The sequence below is a fragment of the Alkalibacillus haloalkaliphilus C5 genome, from assembly GCF_000269905.1.
Lineage (GTDB): Bacteria > Bacillota > Bacilli > Bacillales > Alkalibacillaceae > Alkalibacillus > Alkalibacillus haloalkaliphilus_A.
Genome location: NZ_AKIF01000038.1, coordinates 1 through 19,923, shown reverse-complemented (window position 1 = coordinate 19,923; position 19,923 = coordinate 1). Strand labels below are relative to the sequence as shown.

20 protein-coding genes and 1 pseudogene are annotated in these 19,923 nt (G+C 39.1%); 18 read left to right on the top strand and 3 right to left on the bottom strand.

Annotated elements, in window-relative coordinates:
* The 4 genes and pseudogenes from A194_RS0106050 to A194_RS21440 form a co-directional block, all read left to right on the top strand.
* On the top strand, window positions 1-272 hold a 272-nt coding region (locus A194_RS0106050; RefSeq protein ID WP_017185963.1), incomplete at its 5' end, for an HAD-IA family hydrolase.
* 104 nt (window positions 273-376) lie between these two features.
* Entirely contained in the window at window positions 377-2,617 is a 2,241-nt protein-coding gene (locus A194_RS0106045) for a glycoside hydrolase family 65 protein (RefSeq protein WP_017185962.1), read from the top strand.
* Window positions 2,618-2,632: 15 nt separating this feature from the next.
* Window positions 2,633-3,943 carry a sulfatase family protein gene (locus tag A194_RS0106040; protein WP_017185961.1) on the top strand — a complete coding sequence of 437 codons (1,311 nt, stop codon included), beginning with the start codon at window positions 2,633-2,635 and terminating at the stop codon, window positions 3,941-3,943.
* A gap of 201 nt (window positions 3,944-4,144) precedes the next feature.
* A pseudogene (locus A194_RS21440) lies at window positions 4,145-5,079 on the top strand (formylglycine-generating enzyme family protein).
* A gap of 215 nt (window positions 5,080-5,294) precedes the next feature.
* On the opposite strand, the gene A194_RS0106030 reads toward A194_RS21440, so the two are convergent.
* Window positions 5,295-6,392, bottom strand: coding sequence for an ABC transporter ATP-binding protein (locus A194_RS0106030; protein WP_017185959.1), 1,098 nt, complete (start codon window positions 6,390-6,392; stop codon window positions 5,295-5,297).
* Between the two features lie 163 nt (window positions 6,393-6,555).
* On the opposite strand from A194_RS0106030, the gene A194_RS0106025 reads away from it, so the two are divergent.
* The 11 genes from A194_RS0106025 (at window position 6,556) to A194_RS0105975 (ending at window position 14,130) form a co-directional block, all read left to right on the top strand.
* Window positions 6,556-7,467: an N-acetylglucosamine kinase gene (locus tag A194_RS0106025; RefSeq protein WP_017185958.1), complete on the top strand. Its 912-nt coding sequence runs from the start codon at window positions 6,556-6,558 to the stop codon at window positions 7,465-7,467.
* An 88-nt stretch (window positions 7,468-7,555) separates the two neighbouring features.
* Window positions 7,556-8,122: a hypothetical protein gene (locus A194_RS0106020; RefSeq protein ID WP_017185957.1), complete on the top strand. Its 567-nt coding sequence runs from the start codon at window positions 7,556-7,558 to the stop codon at window positions 8,120-8,122.
* Window positions 8,123-8,381: 259 nt separating this feature from the next.
* Window positions 8,382-9,635, top strand: coding sequence for an aminopeptidase (locus A194_RS0106015; RefSeq protein ID WP_017185956.1), 1,254 nt, complete (start codon window positions 8,382-8,384; stop codon window positions 9,633-9,635).
* Window positions 9,636-9,852: 217 nt separating this feature from the next.
* The gene (locus A194_RS0106010; protein ID WP_017185955.1) at window positions 9,853-10,350 is read left to right on the top strand and encodes a DUF4871 domain-containing protein; all 498 of its coding nucleotides are present in this window, start codon (window positions 9,853-9,855) and stop codon (window positions 10,348-10,350) included.
* Window positions 10,351-10,527: 177 nt separating this feature from the next.
* Window positions 10,528-10,782, top strand: coding sequence for a putative glycolipid-binding domain-containing protein (locus A194_RS0106005; RefSeq protein ID WP_017185954.1), 255 nt, complete (start codon window positions 10,528-10,530; stop codon window positions 10,780-10,782).
* 117 nt (window positions 10,783-10,899) lie between these two features.
* Entirely contained in the window at window positions 10,900-11,187 is a 288-nt protein-coding gene (locus tag A194_RS19345) for a hypothetical protein (protein WP_029425025.1), read from the top strand.
* Window positions 11,188-11,412: 225 nt separating this feature from the next.
* Window positions 11,413-11,736, top strand: a complete 324-nt coding sequence (locus tag A194_RS17545; protein WP_017185953.1) for a DUF2691 family protein — start codon at window positions 11,413-11,415, stop codon at window positions 11,734-11,736.
* Window positions 11,737-11,847: 111 nt separating this feature from the next.
* The gene (locus tag A194_RS0105990) at window positions 11,848-12,648 is read left to right on the top strand and encodes an MBL fold metallo-hydrolase (RefSeq protein ID WP_017185952.1); all 801 of its coding nucleotides are present in this window, start codon (window positions 11,848-11,850) and stop codon (window positions 12,646-12,648) included.
* A 192-nt stretch (window positions 12,649-12,840) separates the two neighbouring features.
* On the top strand, window positions 12,841-13,332 hold the full coding sequence (locus A194_RS0105985) for a GNAT family N-acetyltransferase (protein ID WP_017185951.1): 492 nt from the start codon (window positions 12,841-12,843) through the stop codon (window positions 13,330-13,332).
* Window positions 13,333-13,355: 23 nt separating this feature from the next.
* Entirely contained in the window at window positions 13,356-13,658 is a 303-nt protein-coding gene (locus A194_RS0105980; protein ID WP_017185950.1) for a MazG-like family protein, read from the top strand.
* 112 nt (window positions 13,659-13,770) lie between these two features.
* On the top strand, window positions 13,771-14,130 hold the full coding sequence (locus A194_RS0105975; protein WP_017185949.1) for a YciI family protein: 360 nt from the start codon (window positions 13,771-13,773) through the stop codon (window positions 14,128-14,130).
* 107 nt (window positions 14,131-14,237) lie between these two features.
* Here the strand turns inward: A194_RS0105975 and A194_RS0105970 are convergent, their stop codons facing one another.
* Both A194_RS0105970 and glcD read right to left on the bottom strand, forming a co-directional pair.
* Window positions 14,238-15,542, bottom strand: coding sequence for a (Fe-S)-binding protein (locus tag A194_RS0105970; RefSeq protein ID WP_017185948.1), 1,305 nt, complete (start codon window positions 15,540-15,542; stop codon window positions 14,238-14,240).
* Window positions 15,539-16,945, bottom strand: coding sequence for a glycolate oxidase subunit GlcD (gene glcD, locus A194_RS0105965; protein WP_017185947.1), 1,407 nt, complete (start codon window positions 16,943-16,945; stop codon window positions 15,539-15,541). The genes A194_RS0105970 and glcD overlap by 4 nt, the downstream gene beginning before the upstream one ends.
* A gap of 129 nt (window positions 16,946-17,074) precedes the next feature.
* Here glcD and nagA point away from each other — a divergent pair, with 129 nt between their 5' ends.
* The 3 genes from nagA to A194_RS0105950 all read left to right on the top strand — a co-directional run.
* Window positions 17,075-18,229: an N-acetylglucosamine-6-phosphate deacetylase gene (nagA, locus tag A194_RS0105960; RefSeq protein WP_017185946.1), complete on the top strand. Its 1,155-nt coding sequence runs from the start codon at window positions 17,075-17,077 to the stop codon at window positions 18,227-18,229.
* Window positions 18,201-18,905, top strand: coding sequence for a glucosamine-6-phosphate deaminase (nagB, locus tag A194_RS0105955; protein ID WP_017185945.1), 705 nt, complete (start codon window positions 18,201-18,203; stop codon window positions 18,903-18,905). Before nagA ends, nagB begins: the two co-directional genes overlap by 29 nt.
* A 306-nt stretch (window positions 18,906-19,211) precedes the next feature.
* Window positions 19,212-19,923 (top strand): MurR/RpiR family transcriptional regulator (locus tag A194_RS0105950; protein ID WP_017185944.1); only part of this gene is annotated, 712 nt, incomplete at its 3' end.

Below are 19,923 nucleotides of genomic sequence, written 5' to 3'. Positions count from 1 at the left end.
ATGCAGCACAAGTGTCCAAAGGTAAACCTGATCCTGAGACGTTTACGAATGCAGCGGATTATTTTGGTGTCGATTATGTTGAGTCCATTGGAATTGAAGATGCACCATCTGGCGTAACAGCAGTTAATAGTGCTCGAATGTTTTCTGTCGGTGTCGGAACAGCTGAGGCGTTACCTCACGCTGAATACCGCGTCGATAATACGACTGAACTTGATTTTGATGCGATTATTCAAGCTTATCAGAGCTTCAGAGTGAGTGCGAAAGCGGAGTAAATCGAGCGTTTGCCGGAATAATTAAAAAATCGCTGATAAAACATAATTTTCCAATCCGAATCAAGCGGTGTCACGGAATTTTTTATAGAGTGGGAGTGTCGATTTTGACTTGGCAGTTATCAAATACAGCTTTAGATGAACAGCAGCTTTTAGTTAACGAGAGTCTTATGTTCCTCGGTAACGGTTACTTAGGGGTAAGAGGAAACTTTGAAGAAGGCTATCGTGATGATTATAAATCAATTCACGGAACGTACATTAATGCATTCCATGAAGAAACAGACATTCAGTACGGGGAGAAGTTATTCGGTTTTCCTGATTTTCAACAAAAATTAGCGAACGTGACCGACGCACAACCAATTGATGTTTTGGTCGATGGTGAACGTTTTTGCTTATTTGAAGGTGAAATCGTCAGTTTCGATCGTACACTTCATATGGATGAAGGTTATTCTGTTCGTCACATTCATTGGCGTTCGCCGAATGGAAAAGAAGCGAAGTTAACGTTTACGCGTGTCGTTTCTTTTGCGACGAAAGAATTGTTCGCGATCAAAGTAGATGTCGAGCCGGTTACTGACATAAAAGAAATTAAGCTTATTTCTAAAGTGAATGGAGATGTGACGAACTACGTTGAAAAAGGTGACCCGCGTCTGGCTTCTGGTCATGCGAAACTTTTATACGCTGATCAGGCAGTTAATGAATCAGGTTTAACCCAAATTAAAGCGCGTACTGAGCGTTCGAATATAGAAGTAGCTTGTGTGACGCGTCATGAGCATGATGGTGTGCATGAAGTAAAATGTGGTGATCATGAAGTGACAGAGACGTTTACGTTCAGTGGTGAAGGTGCGTCTTTAGTTAAGTATAACGTTTATACGGATACACTTCGTCACGGAGAAGATCTTTTACAAAAAGGGATCGAAATTCAAAATGAGTTAGCGAGTTTTGATGCGATTTTAGCAGAACAAAAAAGTTATTTAGACGAATTTTGGCGCGTGTCTGACGTTGCAGTATCAGGTGATGACAGTTTACAAGAAGGGATTCGTTTTAACTTATATCACCTTCTACAGTCTGTCGGAAAAGATTCTGTGAGCAATATTTCAGCAAAAGGTCTTTCAGGCGAAGGGTATGAAGGGCATTATTTTTGGGATACGGAAATTTATATTTTCCCTGTCTTTTTAATGACGAACCCTGAGATCGCAAAAGGTTTACTGTTACATCGTTATTCGACGTTGGATGCAGCAAGAGCGCGTGCGAAAGAGATGGGGCATAAGCAAGGTGCGTTGTTCCCATGGCGTACGATCACAGGTCCTGAAAGCTCAGCATTCTTCCCAGCAGGTACGGCGCAATATCACATTAGTGCTGACATTGCGTACAGCTTCATTCAGTACTATTTAGTGACAAAAGATGAGCAGTTCAAAGAAGATTATTTAGCAGAAGTGCTTATTGAAACAGCGAGACTATGGGCTGACACAGGCTTTATGAAAGACGGGAAGTTTTTAATTAATAATGTAACAGGTCCTGATGAGTATACGTGTATCGTAAACAATAACTATTACACGAACGCGATGGCGAAATATAACATGGAATGGGCTTATAAAATTTATCAAGATGTTCAAGACCGTGAGTTAGTTGAAAAGCTAGGTGTTACGGCTGAAGAAGCAGCTTTTTGGAATGAAGCGGCCGAGAATATGTTCTTACCTTACAATGAAGAACTAGGCATTAACGAGCAAGATGATACATTTTTAAATAAAGAAGTGTGGGACTTAGACAATACGTCTGAAGAAGAGTATCCACTGTTGTTAAATTATCATCCATTAACGTTGTACCGTTATCAAGTGTGTAAGCAGGCAGATACTGTGCTCGCTCACTTTTTAGTAGAAGATTTTGCTGATGAAGAGGCGATCCGTAAGTCGTATGACTATTACGAGCGCGTAACGACGCACGATTCGTCTTTATCATATTGTGTATTTAGTATTATGGCATCAAAACTTGGCCATGACGAAAAGGCTTATCATTATTTCAATGAGACAGCCCGCTTAGATATTGATAATTTACACAAAAACACGAAAGACGGCTTGCACATGGCAAATATGGGTGGCACGTGGTTAGCGATGGTTTACGGTTTTGCCGGACTGCGTGTGAAAGAAGAAGGGCTAAACTTCGCGCCAAGACAAGTAGCTGCTTGGGATGACTTTTCCTTTAGTTTACGCTTCCGTGGCCGTTTAATTAATATTGAGTTAAAAAATGGACAAGTTGTTTACACGTTAGTTGAAGGTGATGACGTCACAATTGGCCATTACGATGAGAAATTGCAGTTAACAGTAGATTCACCTGTTGCCAAATCACTTTAAGAGAGGTGTAGCATCATGCAGCGACCGAATATCGTTTTTATTATATCGCATGACACAGGGCGTTATTTAGGCACATACGGCCGAAATGTTGAGACGCCAGAAATCGATGAGTTAGCAAATGAAGGTATACAGTTTAACAATTATTTTTGCTCACAACCGCAATGTAGTCCTAGCCGTGGCAGTATTATGACTGGGCGTTACGGTCACAATCACGGTATGATGGGCCTTGCACATATGGGACATTCGATATATGAACAGTTGGAGACGATTCCTTCTGAGTTAAATAAAATTGGCTACCGGACGTCGTTAATTGGGCTTTATCACGAGTCTGTAAACGATGAGTTCGACCCGTACAAATTAGGGTATCAACATTATCAACAAGTGCCTGGCAATTGGGCAGCAGAGGTGACGGATCACTTCGTTGACTTTTTAAAAGAAGAAAATAAGCGTAATGACGACTCGCCATTCTATGTCTCACTTGGCTTTGAAGAAACACATCGCCCATTTGACGACTATGAGCCAGTTGATTTAGACGAAGTTGTTTTACCCGATTATTTACCAGATACAGAAGAAGTACGAAAAGACTTTGCGCAATTTTACCGTTCGGGGATGGATATGGATGACGCGGTTGGGCGTATTAAACGTGCCATTAAAGAACAAGGCTTTGACGATAATACGGTTATTATTTTTACAACCGACCACGGCATCGCCTTCCCACGTGCAAAAGGAACGCTTTATGACTCAGGGCTTGAAACAGCCTTTTTAATGAAATTCCCTGAAGGCATGTACGAACAAGGTTACCAGTCAGATGCCTTATTATGTAACGTTGACTTAATGCCGACGATTTTTGATCTAGTCGATTGCAAAGTTCCTGAAGGCGTTGACGGTGTGAGCTTCTTGCCGTTAATTGAGGGGGAAGTCGAACAGACGCGTGATCACTTTTTCGCTGAAATGACGTGGCACGATAAGTATCACCCGATGCGTGGCGTTCGTACTCAGAAGTATAAATACATCCGCAATTTCGAAGACGGGCCAAAAGTTTATATGCCTTATGATCTGCATACGAGCTTAACTGGCGAAGTCGTGCGAGATGAGTATTACGTGCCGAATGTTGATGAAGAACTTTATGATCTAGAGGTTGATCCGGCTGAATTAAATAATATAGCTAGTGATGAGGCTTATCGTGAAGTGTTAGCTGATTTGCGCGCGAAAGTCGATCAATGGATGGAAGCAAGCGATGATCCATTGTTAAAAGGGCGCGTACCAGGATATGAAGCAGAAGAATGGGAATCGGTTGATGACGATTACGAAAGTCGTAAAAAGTAGTGAACAGAAGTGGGGGCGCTCGCGTTCGTCCCTGCTTTTATTTATGATATAAATGAGTAGGTTGGTTGTCGGTTAGTGTCGTTTATCGGCGGTTGCTAACATGATTCCGGCGAAATTTTCAATAATCCGGCGAAAATTAAATTTTTCCTGCGAAATCGATGTATATTCCGGCGAACGCCGAGTTAGAAGTGAGGTATTGGTGTGAGTGGAGAAAAATCTTGCTGTAGTGCAAAGCGTGAACAAGTGAAGGTAGACTTTCCAACGGGTGAATGCCATTATGCAGACATTTCTAGAAGCGCGTGTGACCTTGAAAAAGAGATGGTCTATATTAATGGTGGTCCATTTTTAATGGGCTCTGACGATCACGACGTTAACCCTCATGATGGGGAGGGGCCAGTTCGTGAAGTGGTTGTCGATCCGTTTTATATCGACAAAACAGTGGTAACGAATCGCGAGTTTAAAGCTTTTATCGATGAGACAGGGTATGTGACAGAGGCTGAGCAGTATGGTTGGTCGTTCGTTTTTCATAAGTTTATAAAAGGGGAAAATGTACCTTTTGCTAGACAGCGCGTGCCAAATACACCTTGGTGGGTCGTCGTTGAAAAAGCCTATTGGTACCAACCTGAGGGCCATATTCGAATATCGACCAACGAATGGAGCACCCAGTTGTTCACGTGTCGTGGAATGATGCGAACGCTTATTGCAAGTGGGCTGGCAAAAGGTTGCCGACTGAAGCGGAATGGGAGTACGCGGCACGTGGCGGACTCGTGCAAAAGCGTTACCCTTGGGGGGATGAGCTGATACCAGGCGGTAAACATATGTGTAACATTTGGCAAGGAGAGTTCCCAACACAAAATATTATGGAAGACGGTTTTTTAGCGACAGCACCAGTCAATGCCTATCAAAGTAATGGATTTGGACTTGATCAAATGGCAGGTAACGTATGGGAGTGGAGCGCGGATTCGTTTGCAGCTGAGGAAGATCAGGTAGATGGGGCAGATGCGAAGGCGATGAGAGGCGGATCGTACTTATGCCACGACTCCTACTGCAATCGATACCGAGTTGCAGCACGCACTTCCAACACACCAGACAGCTCATCAGGAAATGTCGGCTTTCGATGTGTGAAAGATGTGTAGAATAGAAATAGTGATATCGCCTAATTATTTGAGAATTAGGCGATTTTTTAAATAATTAAGCGAAAATCTCGATAATTAGGCGAAAATTATAATAATCGGGCGAAACCTTAAATAATTGAGCGAACGCCTAATTAATTAAACGTTCGCCTAATTCCAATCCATTCGTGATGCACGGTCAAAACGAAAAAACTGCCTTGACGGCAGTTTTTCACAATCTATTTAATTCGCTCTTCAGTTTCTGCATCGAAGAAGTGGACTTTGTTCATGTCGATTGCTAGGTTCACGCTGTCGCCTGCGTTTACTTGTGAACGTGCGTCAACGCGTGCAATGTATTCTTGCTCGCCTAGGCGAGAGTATAGGTAAGTTTCAGATCCCATTAGTTCAGCTACTTCGACGCTTGATTCGAATGCTGTGCCTGGTGAGTTTTCGATAAAGACTGGCTCGTCGTGGATGTCTTCAGGACGAACGCCCATCGAAACATCTTTTCCAACATAGCCTTGATCGCGTAAAATTTTCATGCGACCTTCAGGGATTTCTATCGACACATCTCCAACTTTAAATGCACCATCTTCAACTGTTCCGTTAAAGAAGTTCATAGCCGGTGACCCGATAAATCCACCTACGAATACGTTGTTTGGATAATCGAATACTTCTTTCGGAGAACCGACTTGTTGAACAACGCCATCTTTCATGACGACTAGACGTGTTGCCATTGTCATCGCTTCCGTTTGGTCGTGTGTTACGTAGACCGTTGTTGTTTGTAAACGTTGGTGAAGCTTCTGAATTTCTGTACGCATTTGAACACGTAGTTTAGCGTCTAAGTTTGATAATGGTTCGTCCATTAAGAACACTTTTGCATCACGTACGATTGCGCGTCCTAGTGCAACACGCTGGCGCTGACCACCTGAAAGGGCTTTCGGTTTACGATCTAAGTAATCTTCTAGGCCAAGAATTTTTGCAGCTTCTTCTACTTTTTCTTTAATAACATCTTTTTTAAATTTACGTAGCTTTAAGCCGAATGCGATGTTATCAAATACTGACATGTGCGGGTAAAGCGCGTAGTTTTGGAAAACCATCGCGATATCACGGTTTTTCGGTGGGACATCATTGACGCGTCGATCGTCAATCATCAGGTCACCTGATGTAATATCTTCTAATCCAGCGATCATACGTAATGTCGTTGATTTACCGCAACCAGACGGACCGACAAATACAACGAATTCTTTATCTCCAATATCTAAATTAAAATCTTTAACAGCGTGTACATCTTTTTCATAATACTTATTAATATTGTTAAGTTTTAACTCTGCCATTTCAACCATCCTTTCTACTAATCTTATTTTATAAAAAAGCGCTTTCAAAAACTATAGCAAAAGTGCACACGATTAATAGATTAACTGTGTGCAATCTGCTATTGCTTTTTTGAAAGCCTTTACACATAATGAAAAGTAAATTCGAATATATGGGGTTGAGTTTATGGCAATCGTCTTAGGAATCGATGGTGGTGGAACAGGTACACAAGCGGTCGTTGCAGATGAGCATGGAATAGTTTATGCCGAAGTGACAGTAGGGCCGACTAATCCGAATGCGGTTAGTCGAGAACAATTAAAAGCGACCGCATCACATATGTTTGATCAGTTAAAAGAGCAAAACGGTGAAGCTTTCGATCAAGTAGAGCTCGTTTTTGCGGGCATGTCGGGCTCAGGTGATTCTGAAAAAAGTAAATTAGTAGAGTCCGTGTTTGCTGAGTGCTTGCCGAATAGACGTGTCATAGTTGCCAATGATGCGATCAATGCGCTGTATGCAGGGACTTATGGGGAGCCAGGCATTGTGCAAATCGCTGGGACAGGTTCGATTACTTATGGCATTAACGAAGAAGGTAAAGCTTCGCGAATTGGTGGCTGGGGCTATCTTTTCGGTGATGAAGGAAGTGGCTATGCGATCGGTGAAGCGGCTTTGAGGAAAGTATTCCATACACATGACAGAAAAACGGATGCTTATAAACTAGCTGACAAAGTGTCGGCTTACTTTCAAGTTGATGTCGTGCCCGATTTAGTTCCAGCAGTTTATGAATCTAGTAGTCCACGGGAAAAAATCGCATCACTTAGCCGTGTCGTTTTTGAAGCTTATGATGAAAAGGATCCCCATGCGAACCAAATTGTTGAGCAAGCGGCCAATGACTTAGCACGTTCGATTAATACGATGTTAAATGAACATTTTCAACAACATCAAACGGTGATTCTAGCTGGTGGTTTATTTAAAAGGGAAGATGTTTTGCCAGAGTTGTTGAAAAGTCGTATTCCTTCAAGCAGTCATCTAAAATTGTTGAAACGTGAACCTGTTATGGGCGCGGTTGATGCAGCGATAAAACAATTAGGGAGCGCATAACTTTCCTTTGAGTTTTGGATTTGATCAGTGTGTTAATAGAATCTATTTTTTTCTCTCAATATAATTAAATAAAAAGAAGGTGGTAAAATTGCTTAGAAAAGAGATAATTCCTCGTATTTACTCGTGGTTTAGTCGTTTCGTTATATACATGTTATTGAAACGTAGGTTTCTTCTTAAATCACATAAGGACTCTCGCAATCTAAAAATTAGCGAATTCATAAAAGAAATTGATGATTATTTTAATGAAAAAAAAGAAGCAAATAATTCAAATAACAAAGCATTCGAAAATCTTAAAATAAAATCAAAATCTTTTAGGTCATTAGTATCTTCCTTAAATGCATCTGATTTAAAAGAATCAGATAAAGATAATGAGTTTTACCTTCTAGTAGCGCACAAATGGGTTGAGGGTTACGAAAAGAAATTTCATAAAACCTCATACTTGATGTTGCATTTATTTATTTTATTCGCAGTAATTGTAGTTTTTTTCGATCAGCATATGACTACATCCCTAGTAAATCTAATTTATTTAGGTTTGATCTTTATTTTTCCTATCATTGGCTTTGGCTCAGCTATTTTAGGAAAAGGTTGGACAATGCTATGTTTATGTATAACTCATTTTTTTCTGTTTTTTATAGGCGCTGCTATGTACCTATAATCTATCTGTAATCGTACTTGTTGCTGAAGCTTTATAAATGCTACCTAATGTATGCTACAAATTCAGCTAAAAGTTATATTCTTCAGATCTATTATAACCAAGGCGATCAAAAAAATGGTCGTCTTTTTTATTGATTCAACTATTGGAATATTATGTTAACATTGTTATAGAAGCTACTAAACTAATGAAATAGGTTAGTGTGAAGTAGATTAGGGGTTTGTAGTGAAAATTAACAAGAGCATCACAGGAGAGATATTAAATGATTAAAGATATATATGAATTTATAAGTGAAGCACAGTTAAAAAAGTATGCAGAACTTGCTGTACGAGCTGGTGTCAATCTACAAAAAGATCAATTATTGATTATTCATAGTGATATACAAAATGCAACATTTGCACGTCTGATCCAAACGGTAGCCTACAAGGCAGGAGCTTCAAATGTTTATATAGATTGGACAGATGAACAGTCTACCAAAGAATTTTACTTAAATGCAGCAGATAGTGCCATCGACTACTATCCTGATTGGCAAGCTGCTCGTTTTAAGGAGTGGGATGATGCAGGTGCTGCTTACATCCATATCATTTCTGAAAACTTAGGTGTCTTTGAGGAGGTTTCTACAGAAAGAATTAATCGTTTTCAAAAAGCTTCCCGCACAAAATTGAGGGATTATCATGCGAAAATTAGGTCCCACGAGGTCCGCTGGTGTCTTCTAGCTGTTCCATACGTTGAATGGGCAACTAAAGTTTTTCCAAACGTAAATGAAGAAGAAGCTTTACAATCATTATGGAAATTAATTTTAAAAGGAGCTCGAGCAGATGGAGAAAATCCTATAAAAGATTGGGAGAGTCACAATAGAGCCTTCGAGTCTCGCAAGAAAAGCCTAAACGAGAGCCAATATGAAGCCCTGCATTTTACTAATAGCCGTGGAACTGATTTATTAGTTGGTCTACCTAAAAATCACCTCTATATTGGTGGGGGTGTCACAGATCAAAATGGAGTACCTTTTTTTCCTAACATTCCTACCGAAGAAATATTTACTGCTCCCCATAAAAATAAAGTAAATGGCAAATTGGTCGGTACAAAACCTCTTATTTATGGGGGAAGTGTCATCGATGAATTTTATCTAATTTTTAAAGATGGACGGATTACCGACTATTATGCCGCAAAGGGACAGGAAGTGTTACAAAATCTCATCGAAACAGACGAAGGTTCACATTATCTAGGTGAAATTGCCTTGGTCTCTAATAAATCTCCTCTTGCTCAGACAGATACTCTTTTTTACAATACCTTGTTTGATGAGAATACGTCCTGTCATATTGGAATCGGAAATGCATCTCCCTCCAATATTCAAAATGGCATTGACCAATCCGAGGAAGAGTTGACAGCAGCCGGTCTGAATACTTCACTTTTGTTAGTCAATGTGACCTTTGGCACCGAAGATATGAAAGTAGTGGGCATTAAAGAAGGTGGAACTGAAGTCCTCCTAATGAAGGAAGGGGATTTCCAATTCTAAATCGTCTACAACTAAAAAACAGAGAAAACTGATTTCTGGTGGATTATACTTAGTGCTAACTCTAATAATAGTAAAACAAACTGGGCAGAATTCCTGCATCAAATGAAATTTGAAGTTAAAAAGGAATATAGTTAACTATCTTTTTGTACAATTTACTGGCTACGAGAAGGATGAAGAAATAAACTTAAATAGTTAATCGGTTCGGGGGAGGAAATGAGTGAAAAGATTTTTCTTTATTGTAATTATATTTTTGGTTGTTATTAATGTTATTGGTTGTTCAAATGAGACGAATCAAAAGACCGAGGAAAGTTGGGAAGAAAGTCCGACACTTGATATTGAAGTCATAAATACGGATGATGGGCAAACGGGTGATTTCATTTTCCGTATTGGAGATAATGGGGAACTTGGATTTGGAGAGTATGGTCCTTTTATAGCAGGTGAAACCCAAAAATATATGTGGCATTTTTGGGGGGAACAAGAAATACTAACACAACCATTTAAGGTGCTTGGAATCAATAAAGAAACAGGTGAAGAAATGACTGTTCTTGAGTTACCTGCCGCTGCCGCTGCTTCTACTTCTCTTTCACCTAACAACGGGGCGGACCATCACATTCCTTCCACGATGATGCTACCAAGTGCAGGGGTATGGAAATTAAAAGTATATTTTGGCGAGGAATTGTTTGGAAATGTTGTTGTGGATGTAGAAGAGAAATAAAACCATTCTAATTGTAACAGGGGCAAGAGTATAAAGAGGCGATTAAGAAAATTAGTCGTCTTTTTTATTGGTACAATTATTGGAATATTATGTTAACATTGGTGTGGAAGACATTGAACTAACGAAACAGTGTACTTCTAAAGCCTTTTTGATTTAGAAATTAATGGGGGAGTGTACATGCATGGAAAAATAGTATGGAACAACGAAGAACTTTTTGGATGCGAGTACCTTAGAATAAGGAGTACAAACGAAAAATTCATTGTTCACAGTACAGTAATTTATGTAGATAACAGCAATGCTCATAATTTAAATTATAATGTTGAGTTAGATGAGCATTGGCTTACTAAGAAGTTTAGTATTGTTGTCAGAATGAAGAGGTTAAGATACATGAATAAGAGTTTCTTATTTACAAATGGGGCGATTGTTCAATAAGGTCAGTCTCTTCTTTGTGGAAGCGAGTGGTTATTAGAATAATTTAATGAATTCTTTAACTACCGAAGCAGGATAGTTGAAGAAGTTTAATCAAATGACAAGAAACGGAGTGACTTTTTGAATAAGTATAAGAATGATATTTTAGATCACCATTTAAATGCAATAGAATTTGCAGAATCATTGTATTCTTTAAGTGAAAAACAATGGAGAACACAAATAAAAGAAGATAAATGGACAATTGCAGAGATAATGGGTCACTTCAAGCCTTGGGATGAGTTTGTTATTAAAAAAACCGTTTACCTTATTTATTCTCGGATGTTGAGCTCCCAAAAGGACCAGATGCCGCCGAAAAAAACTCAGAATCATCTTCAATCAGTAGAAAAGAGAGTAAACAAGATACTTTAAATCAATTTATCTTAATAAGGAAAGAGCTGTATGATGAGATTTTAAAAATACCAGATGAATTATGGGTAAGACAGTTCTACATTGGAGCATCTAAACTATCATTATATGATTATTTATATGGGTTAGCTAAACACGATTGTCATCATTATAAGCAAATTAAAAATATCCATCCTTTCTTAAAGTAACGTGAGCAGGTTAATAAAAAAGAGTAATGTGGGATTAAAAGTGAGAGGCTTATCTTTTGAAATTCCAAATACTTATGGAAAGTATTTATTTGAGATATTAGAAGGTACTAATATAAAAGGATTGACTTGGAAAATTGGTAATGGAGAATCTTATTTTATTGAGAATAATACATTAGGTAGTGCCCTATTTCAAACTACCTGTATATTAGATGGAGAAGGACTTCATAAGGAATTTTCTAAAAAGGATTACTATCTTATATTTGTTGATTTAAAGGGGTTTCCGAAAGAGTCAGATGTGAAAGAAATTGCAACTTATCAAGAATTTGTTGAAAGTGAATGTCAATTTGTAATGCATAGAAAATAATACATATGATATTGAAGTAATGGGGGCATTTGTTTAACAAGGAAATTCACTCTTTGAGTCAATGATACAAGTGTTTCCTAAAGATTTTTAAATTTAGTTAGGAGATTTTTTATGATCCAATATGATCAAAACAATATAACAGTATTCCAAAGTTCACTTTATATAACTACTTCAGCTTTAATACACACTGATGAAGCAATTATCATGACAGATCCAAATTGGTTACCTCATGAAGTACAAAGTATTAGGAATTACATTGATAAACATTTAGGAAATAAAGAGCTTTTTATAATATACACCCATAGCGATTTTGACCATATCATTGGCTCTGGTGCTTTTCCAGAATCAAAGGTTATTGCAACTGAAGAGTTGAAGAATAATTACCATAAAGATGAAGCTATTAAGAAAATTCATAAGTTTGACCAGGATTACTATTTAGAAAGAAATTATGACCCCATATATCCAACAGTCGATCACTCAGTTTCACTTGATGGTGAGAGCATTAGATTAGGTGAGGTAACGTTAACCTTTTATAAAGCACCAGGGCATACAAATGATGGCTTATTTACTGTTATTGAACCTTTAGGTATATTCCTTTCGGGCGATTATCTTTCTGATGTCGAATTCCCATTTATATTCAGTAGTTACAGTGACTATCTTGAGACTATGAAAAAAGCTAATTATATACTACATCACCACAATATTAATTATCATATACCTGGACATGGTTTTATAACTGAAGAGAAACAGGAAATGTTAAGTAGATTGAATTTTTCACAATATTATTTAGAACATCTAATGACCAATAGTGAAGATTTAGAATTACATTGCCGCAAGAAGTTTAAATTCTTTGATGGTATGCGGGATATTCACCTTGATAATAAAAAAATTGCAAATCAAGAGTTTGCTTAAAGTTATGATAGTCCTATTAAACTATCGGGGGCAAGAGTTTAATAACGATTTTGATTTGTGTAGATCAACTTAAAAGCAAAATAGTGTAAAAAGTCTATATTGTTAAGCGCACTTTAAAAATGCATTTGAGTGAGATATAGAATAACATTCACTGTGTTAATATGTAAAAAATGTAAAGGGGAATACCGTCCTATGAAAATAGTTAATCAAATAAAGTTAGAGCATTTTTCGGATAAATATTTAGATGAATTACAATCTTTTGAACTTCCTGAAGAGCAAGCGCAATTCACTGCTTTACCGAGCAAATATTCCGAGGTCACAGAAGGTCAATTTAGAATTGTTATAGTAAGCGAAAATGAGCCTGTAGGATTCTTTTTATTACATTCAACGGAACGTGTAAAGGAGTATACAGATAACCCCAATGCAATGTTGTTAACTTCATTATCTATTAATCAAGCAAAGCAAGGAAAAGGATATGCTAAACAGGCTATGTTGTTATTAAATGATTTTGTTAAATCTGAATTTCCTAACTGTAACGAAATTGTATTGGCTGTGAATCATAAGAACATTCCTGCTCAGAAACTGTACTCTAAAATAGGTTATAGGGATACAGGCAGGCGGAAAATGGGTCCTATTGGTGAGCAGTTTATAATGAGTTTAATGTTATACATAAATGGTAAGTAGCAATCTAATAGAGGTGAGAGAACATGGAGCAATTGCTAACAGAAATAAAATCACTTAGTGAAAGGGAACCCAAAACGTTAGAACAAATGGCACTAAAGTTAACTGAAGAAGTCGGTGAAACTTCTCAGGCTGTATTATCATACCTTAAAGCAAGTGGGAGTGACTATAAGCAGTTAGGGATCGATGATGTAAAAGAGGAATGTATCGATGTTGTGTTGGTCGCATTAGCTATGTATTATAAGTTATCTGAGGATGAAGAAGAGTTCCGAAAGTTAGTTAGTGAAAAGTTGAATAAGTGGGAAAGTAAAATAAGTTACAAAATATAATTTAATAACGTTGTAAAGTTTGTTCTTCTCAATTACTCTAGTATTTTTAAATATAACTAAACCTTCTTGAACAAACGGGGACTAGAACGAAAATTTTAAAGGGGAAATGTCGATGAGATACCTGATATTGTTAACTCCATCTAAAAATTGGAGAGATGGTGTAGTATTACATAATCAACCGTTTATGCCTGAACATGCTGTGTATGTTCAAACCGAATATAATAAAGGAAATATAGTCTTAGCTGGGCCATTTGGAGGTTCAACTGGAGGAGCAATAGTTATTGATGCTGCCAAGGAAGAGGATGTTGTTAAATTCATTGAAAATGATCCTACTGTTAAAAATGGTATCTTCAGTTTTGAAATAAAACAATGGGATTATAAAATGAGCAAAATTGAAAATGAAAACCCAGGTTTTGACCAAGGATATATTGATTACAAACATAAGATTCAAAAAGAATTAGGGATTATTTAGGGTGTTTCCAATTCAAATAACGGGACAAGAGTTTAGCTATAGTTTACAACATTACAAAAAACGCTTGGATCACTAAATCCAAGCGTTATAAAATTTATCAAGCTTTTCTAGTAACAAGCTTCTAATAATAAGTCAGCCAAATGAACAGCGCGAATTTGTTCAGATTGATTTTGCCGCTCGATGCCAAGTTTCATTTGTAGAAGGCAGCCAGGGTTCGTCGTCACAATCGTCGTCGCCTGGGTCGTTTCAACTTTTTTCATTTTATGATCTAAAATTTGCATCGACATGTCAGGTTGGGTTAAGTTGTAAATTCCTGCTGATCCGCAACATTGATCGGCTTGGGGCATTTCTTTGTACTCAACGTTTTCGATAGCTTGAATGAGCTTACGCGGTGCTTCACTTACGCCCATGACATTCCGCAAATGACACGAATCTTGATACGTGACGACTTGTCGGTCTACTTTAAGCTTCGCATCTTCCACGAAATTCAAATCGACTAATATAGATGAAAAGTCTACGATATTATTAGAAAATTGCTGAGCACGTTTTGACCATTCGTCATCATCTTTTAGTAAGCGGCCGTAGTCGTGTAAAAAGGCGCCGCAACCACCAGCGTTAGTTATAATGTAGTCAGCTTCAACTTGTTCAAAGGCTTGAATATTTTGTTTAGCGAGATTGATCGAGCCATTCTTTTCACCACTATGACCGTGTAGCGCCCCACAACAGCCCTGAGTGTCTGGAACAACAACGTCGCACCCAGCCTTATTTAATAGTTTAATCGTCGACTGATTCGTTTCGTAAAACATCGTATCCATTAGACAACCGCGGAACATAGCGACCGTTGCTTTTGATTCTGTTTCACTTGGGAAGTGAGCGGCGTCTTGTCGGTCTTTTCGTTTCGTGATTTTCGGTAAAACTTGCTCCATTTGTCGCATATGTTCAGGGAAGAAGTTCATCACTTTAAGTTTACGAGTCGTTTTTTGTAAGCCTGATCGTTGATAAAAGCCTAGTAAACTCGTGGCTTTCTCCATTTTACTTTGATCTTGAAAAAGTGTATTCAACGTTGTTTGACGCAATGCTTTTTCTTTCAGTGGCACTTTTTTATGTTCATGAAAAATCGCCCGTGCTTCTTCTAACATATGGCCATAGTTAACGCCTGCTGGACAAGCTGGTTCACAAGCGCGGCAGCCTAAACAGACGTTAAGAGAGTCTTCAACTTCTTCAACCTCCTCAATTTCACCGTTACGAACAGCCATCATAAGTGAAATTCGCCCGCGTGGCGAGTGGACTTCATCTTGTGTTTCGACATAAGTTGGGCATGCAGGTAGGCAAAAGCCACACCGCATACAGTTCAGTAACTCACCTTCGCTAATGCGTTCTTGAAAGGCTTGTGTAATCGACTGTGACGTCACTTGACCACCACCCTTTTGCGTGTTGATTTAGCAAACATTTTGACCGGGTTCAAAATATTGTGTGGATCAAAAGCTTGCTTCAGTTGTTTCATCACTTGTAGTCCTTGTTCGCCGACTTTCCATTCTAAATAAGGGGATTTCATTTCCCCAACACCGTGTTCGCCTGTAATTGTTCCACCTAGTTCAATCGCTTTTTCAAAAATGTCTTCAAAAGCTTGCTCGACTCGTTCCCATTCGTCTTTGTCGCGTAAGTCGGTTGTGCATGTCGGATGAAGGTTGCCGTCACCTGCATGACCGAAAGTCGCAATCGTGACGTTATGTTTTTTTGCAATGTCGTAAATGGCATTAACCATAGTCGCGATTTCAGAACGCGGGACAGTTGCATCTTCTAAAATGGTTGTTGGACTAAGTCTTGCTAGTGCTGATAGTGCGGTTCGGCGAGCTTCTCTTAAATTGTGCGCTTCTGTTTCTGTCTCGGCGATTGAAGTGTTAATTGCGCCATGTGTCACGGCAAGTTGTTCGACCGTTTGAATGTCACGTTCAGCTAATTGTGCTGGCCCATCTTGTTCAATGAGTAAAACCGCTTGGGCATTGGTTGGCAGTCCTACTTGTGAGAAGTCTTCCACAGCTTTAATCGTCGGTTGATCGATAAATTCAAGTGTTGCGGGTGTCATTTTGTTTGCGATAATGCTAGAGACTGTTTCGGCTGCTTTTTCAATAGAATCATAGGTTGCTAGTAATGTTTGTTTTGACTCAGGTTCTGGAATTAATTTTAACGTTGCTTCCGTTATAATTCCTAAAGTGCCTTCCGATCCTACTAGTAGACTCGTTAAGTCATAACCTGCGACATCTTTAGCGAGTTTCCCACCTGTGCGAATGACTTCGCCGTTTGCTAGTACGACCTCTAGACCGAGTACGTAGTCTTTCGTAACACCGTATTTTAACCCACGTAAACCACCAGAGTTTTCGTTAATATTGCCACCGATCGTTGATATTTTCATCGAGCTTGGGTCAGGTGGGTAAAATAACCCTTTTTCCTCTACAGTGTGGCAAATGGTTTCTGTAATGACGCCGGGCTGAACGGTGATCGTTAAATTATCTTCATCCAGTTCTATAATTTGGTTCATTTTGGTAAATAAGATGACAACACCGCCTTGAGTAGGGGTAGTGCCAGCTGCTAGATTTGTTCCAGACCCTCGGGGTACAATAGGGATATGATGCTTGGCACAAATTTTAACGATTTGTTGTATTTCTGATGTGCTTTTCGGTGAGATGACAGCGTCTGGTAGCGCTTGAAAGTTAGGTGTTGCATCAAATGAATAAGCGATGAGTGACGATTTTTTCGTTTGAATATGTTGTTCACCGACGACTTCAGTTAGTTCATCGAGCCATGCCTTAGACATGTGAAGCACTCCTTTAAGTAAAGTTTTCTTGTCTCTATTATAATATGAATTCGAATATGTTAAAATAATATTACGAATTTTATTAATGTTTATTAAAATAAAAGTTTAACATATAAAGGAGAGCTCTGTATGTTCTCAATTAATCACGTTAATTTATATTTAGAAGATGAGGTCATTGTTGACGGTGCGATGACAGTAGAAGATGGGCGCATTGCCGAGACCCATCACGAGCCATTGGAAGATGAAATGGCAGTCGACGGAAAAGGCTTGAACCTTGTTCCGGGTTTTATTGATACCCATATCCATGGTGCTTCTGGGTTTGATGTAATGGATGGTACTGAAGAAGCTTTAGAGCATATTGCTGAAGCTTTGCCAAAAGAAGGGACAACGGCTTTTTTAGCAACGACTTTAACGAGTCCGCTAGATGAGTTAGACCAAGTCATAACTACGATCGCTCAATATTCCTCGAAACAAGGGCAAGCGGAAGTTCTCGGCGCTCATGTAGAAGGCCCTTTTATTGAAAAGTCAAAAGCAGGCGCTCAACCGCCAGAGTGTATTATTGAGCCAGATCTAGACGTTGCGAAGCGCTGGGTTGATACAGGTGCTGTAAAAGCGATGACGTTAGCGCCAGAATTAGAAGGTGCTAGTCAGTTAATTCGTTTTTTAGATGAACGAGGCGTGATCGCATCCGCAGGGCATACAGACGCGAGTTTTCAAGACATTGAACAAGCTTGTCGTGAAGGCTTAATGCAGTTAACACATTTGTGCAATGCGATGAATGGCGTCCATCACCGTGAGGTTGGTGCCGTTGGAGCGGCGGTGTTAATGGATGAGTTGAAAAGTGAATTAATCGTCGATGGCATTCACGTTTCAGATGATATGGTCAAAATTTTGTATAAGACGTTAGGTCCGGACAAAATATTGATGATTACAGATGCGATGCGTGCGAAAGGCTTGAGTGATGGCACATACACGCTAGGTAGTCATACTGTAACAGTTGAGGGTCAGAGCGCAACTTTAACTGACAGAACACTTGCAGGTAGTGTCTTAACGATGGATGAAGCGGTCAAACGAATGATGAGTCTTTGTGAAGTTAGCTTTCATGATGTGATTAAAATGACGGCTGAAAATCCAGCTAAACAATATGGAGTGTGGGATTTGAAAGGCAGCATTGCAGTCGGGAAAGATGCTGACTTTTTATTAGTTGATGATCAATTTAATATTCATTCAACGTATTGCAAAGGAGTCATCAGTTATGAAGCACATAAAAGCGAATCGTTATGAAAATTTTAGTCAAACAGCGGCAGAGTTAATGATGAATCAAGTTGAGAAAAAGCCTAATTCAACTTTAGGTTTAGCAACCGGCAGTACGCCAAAAGGAATGTATAAGGAGTTAATCAAACATTCAGCTGATTTATCGCAAGCGGTGACGTTTAACTTAGATGAATATGTCGGCATTTCTTCCGATCACCCGCAAAGTTACCGAAGTTTTATGGAGGAGAATTTATTTCAACATATTCGTGTTGGCCAAACTTATATACCTGATGGAGAGGCGGCTGATTTAGCGGCCGAGTGTGAGCGATACGAACAGCTCATACAACAGCACGGCGGCATCGATTTACAAGTACTCGGCTTAGGGCATAATGGTCATATCGGCTTTAATGAACCAGGCACGCCATTTTCGTCGCGTACCCATGTTGTTGATTTAGCCGAGACGACTCGAAAAGCAAACGCTCGTTTTTTTAACAGTTTAGACGAAGTTCCGAAAAAAGCGATTACGATGGGGATTGAAACGATCATGGAGGCGAAACATATTATTTTGCTCGTCTACGGCGAAGATAAACAAGAAGCAGTCAATCGGTTGTTACAAGGTGAAGTCGATGAACAATTCCCAGCGAGCATTTTACATGACCATCCGAATGTGACGCTGTTATCAGGCGGTGTGAAGGTGTTGAATTGAAAGCAGTTCGGTGGTGAGCGCTGATAAATTGGTCTGAACGCTGATAAAATTTTACGAACGCTGATAAAGCTTGGTTAATCGCTGATAAATTAGCTCGAGCGCTGATAAAATCGGGTGAACGCTGATAAAATTTACCGCCAAATAAAATCTGTGAGCGCCAAAAAATCAGTGTAAGCGCCAAAAAAGTACCTGCGAGCGCCAAATTAATTTTGTGAGTGCCAAAAAAGTACCTGCGAGCGCCAAATTATTTTCACAAGCGCCAAAAAAACCGGCGTGAACGCCAAAAAATAAAGGGAGATGAGGTCTTTGTCTGATTTAAAAGGTGGATTAATTATATTAAAAGAGATGGTTGCGCACTTGCCTAATTCTGAACGTAAGATTGCAGAATATGTCATTGAAAATCCTGAGGAATCGATTCAGATGACGGCCATGACGCTTGGCAAAGCGAGCCAAACGAGTAGTGCAGCGGTCATACGTATGTGTAAGTCGTTAGGTTTTAAAAGTTTCCAAGAGTTTAAGTTGCGTGTGGCAGGCGACTTGCAAGTAGAGTCATCTACAGACTACCGCGATATAGAGCCGCATGAAAGTTTCGATAACATTATCGAAAAAGCAACAGCTAATACGATGCAAACGTTAAAAGAAACAGTCGATATTTTGGACTCGAAGCGTTTGAAACAAGCGATCGAGTGCTTAATTGAAGCTGAATCGATTATTTTTGTAGGGTTTGGTGCTTCATATATTGCTGCCAAAGATGCAGAACAGAAGTTTGTAAGAATTAATAAGCATGTTCAAGCTTTTTCGGATTTACATATGGCCGCTACAACGGTTGCCAATAAAGGTGAAAAAGATGTTGTTGTAGGCATTTCTTTTTCCGGTGAGACGAATGAAGTGGCGAAAGTGTTAGGGTTAGCGAAGAAAAATGGAACGAAGACAATTAGCATTACGAAGTATGGACGATCAAAAGTTGCTGATCTATCAGACATTACGTTACATACTTCAGCAGCGCGAGAGGCGACAT

Bases quoted from the DNA above. Each gene is read 5' to 3' on its own strand.
- A194_RS0106030 (WP_017185959.1), bottom strand. From the start codon at position 6,392: ATGGCAGAGTTAAAACTTAACAATATTAATAAGTATTATGAAAAAGAT.
- A194_RS0105975 (WP_017185949.1), top strand. From the start codon at position 13,771: ATGAGATACCTGATATTGTTAACTCCATCTAAAAATTGGAGAGATGGT.
- nagB (WP_017185945.1), top strand. From the start codon at position 18,201: ATGAAGCACATAAAAGCGAATCGTTATGAAAATTTTAGTCAAACAGCG.
- A194_RS0105990 (WP_017185952.1), top strand. From the start codon at position 11,848: ATGATCCAATATGATCAAAACAATATAACAGTATTCCAAAGTTCACTT.
- A194_RS0106025 (WP_017185958.1), top strand. From the start codon at position 6,556: ATGGCAATCGTCTTAGGAATCGATGGTGGTGGAACAGGTACACAAGCG.
- nagA (WP_017185946.1), top strand. From the start codon at position 17,075: ATGTTCTCAATTAATCACGTTAATTTATATTTAGAAGATGAGGTCATT.
- glcD (WP_017185947.1), bottom strand. From the start codon at position 16,945: ATGTCTAAGGCATGGCTCGATGAACTAACTGAAGTCGTCGGTGAACAA.
- A194_RS0106015 (WP_017185956.1), top strand. From the start codon at position 8,382: ATGATTAAAGATATATATGAATTTATAAGTGAAGCACAGTTAAAAAAG.
- A194_RS0106040 (WP_017185961.1), top strand. From the start codon at position 2,633: ATGCAGCGACCGAATATCGTTTTTATTATATCGCATGACACAGGGCGT.
- A194_RS0106005 (WP_017185954.1), top strand. From the start codon at position 10,528: ATGCATGGAAAAATAGTATGGAACAACGAAGAACTTTTTGGATGCGAG.
- A194_RS0105985 (WP_017185951.1), top strand. From the start codon at position 12,841: ATGAAAATAGTTAATCAAATAAAGTTAGAGCATTTTTCGGATAAATAT.
- A194_RS0105980 (WP_017185950.1), top strand. From the start codon at position 13,356: ATGGAGCAATTGCTAACAGAAATAAAATCACTTAGTGAAAGGGAACCC.